The 1,728-nt window shown below is 44.6% G+C and carries 2 protein-coding genes; both read right to left on the bottom strand.

Features of this window, described 5'->3' with window-relative positions:
• Positions 1-85 precede the first annotated feature (85 nt).
• Positions 86-970: an IS3 family transposase gene (locus ACTQ52_RS12280; RefSeq protein ID WP_441226997.1), complete on the bottom strand. Its 885-nt coding sequence runs from the start codon at positions 968-970 to the stop codon at positions 86-88.
• Between the two features lie 8 nt (positions 971-978).
• A complete protein-coding gene (locus tag ACTQ52_RS12275; protein WP_441982785.1) occupies positions 979-1,671 on the bottom strand; it encodes a transposase in 693 nt (230 codons plus the stop codon).
• Between the last annotated feature and the right edge of the window lie 57 nt (positions 1,672-1,728).

Below are 1,728 nucleotides of genomic sequence, written 5' to 3'. Positions count from 1 at the left end.
TGGTGTGCTACCCGTCAAGTGGACAATGAATAACAATAAGTTCTAGGTTTACCCTGGCTGACGAAAAGTCAGCCAGGGTATTTCTCTATGCTGCTGTCTGATACTGATCATGGAATTCTAGCGGAGTCATTAGGTGCAGCTTTCTTTGAATACGCTCGTTGTTGTAATAATCGATATAATTCTCGATTGCCTTGACCAGCGCTTCCCGCTCATTGAATTTCCTGCCATAATACGTTTCTCTTTTCAAAATGCCCCAGAATCCTTCCATCGGCCCGTTATCGATACAATGTGCAACACGAGACATGCTCTGCTTCATGTGGTGTTTTTTCAAACGCGTCGAAAACATAGCACTCGTATACTGAAAACCGCGGTCTGAGTGGAACAATGGATGCGCATCTGGTTCCTTTGCAACAGCAGAGTCAAATGTGTCCATTACTAATGGGTTATCGTTTCTATCGCTGATTACGAACGAAACAATTCGCCGGTCGTAAAGATCCAGGATTGCACTCAGATAGACTTTCCGAACCTCTATACCAACGTAATACTTAAACTCAGATACATCGGTAAGCCATTTCTGATTTGGTGCATCAGCGTGGAAGTCTCGATTCAGGTAGTTCTTAGCGATATAGGCAGGATCTTTGCTTCCGCGAGTGCAGCTCTTGGGACGCCACTTTATCGTTGATTGTATATGCGTCTTGCGGCAAATACGGAGAACCCGTTTGTCATTGGCTTTGATATCATGCTTTTTCTCAAGCTCATCTTTTAACCTGCGGTATCCCATATCCGGATGTTCTTCATGGATTTTTTTGATTGTGTCTGCAATCTTCTGATTCATCCGTTCCCTGTAACTGCCCGGATCTTTGATCCAGCGATAGTAAGCGCTGCGCGGGACATGGTACATTGCGCAGAGCAAGGCAACAGGGTATTCCTTTTCTTCTGAAAGTTGTTGGATCGCCTGGTACTCGTAGATATGGCGGGTTAGAGATAGCGATCCTTCATCTCTAACTCTCTGACTTTTTTTAGCAGGTCGTTCTCCATTTGAAGATAGCGGTTTTTGCGCTCTAGTTCTGCGATTCTGTCACGCATTTCTTCCTCTTTTGTACGACTGGGAAGGCTGCCTGCTCGTTTACCGCGGCGGTCTTCCAGCCCGGCAGAACCCATGTTTTCATAGCGTTTTACCCAGTTACGCACCTGCTGATAAGAACACTCATATTTCTTGGCTGTTGCACCATAGTTCTTGTCATTAGCAAGGCAATCTTGGACAATCTCAAGACGTTCTTCATATGTAGTCTTACGGGTTTTCCTCATGTAGCTACCTCCACCGCTTCCACGGGATTTGATCTCTCCATGAGTATTATAATCCTTTATCCAGCAACGGAGTTGTAGCTTGTTACGTATGCCGTATTTCTGAGAAATATCGCGAAGGCTGCCTTTGTGGTCAAGGTAATCTCTAACAGCCTTGAGTTTTATCTCTTTACTGTAGACTTTGTTTCTTGACTGATTAGCTAGAGCAGTTGGACCTCCACTAAGGTATATTAATCTCCAACCTCTAACCGTGGATTCGTCAACCCTCAGCTTTCTCGCAACTTCACACACCCCCTTTTTGCCAACCAGGATATCTTCAACTGCTTTTATCTTGAGTACTGGGTCTATCTTACTTTTCCTGGACATAACAATACCCCCAAGTAGGTTTCATTTTTCAATGTCCTACTTAGGGGTAGCATATCA

This window comes from Oribacterium sp. Sow4_G1_1, from assembly GCF_052116105.1.
Lineage (GTDB): Bacteria > Bacillota > Clostridia > Lachnospirales > Lachnospiraceae > Oribacterium.
The sequence above is the reverse complement of the archived record's forward strand: the minus strand, read 5'-3'. Positions and strand labels throughout refer to the sequence as shown.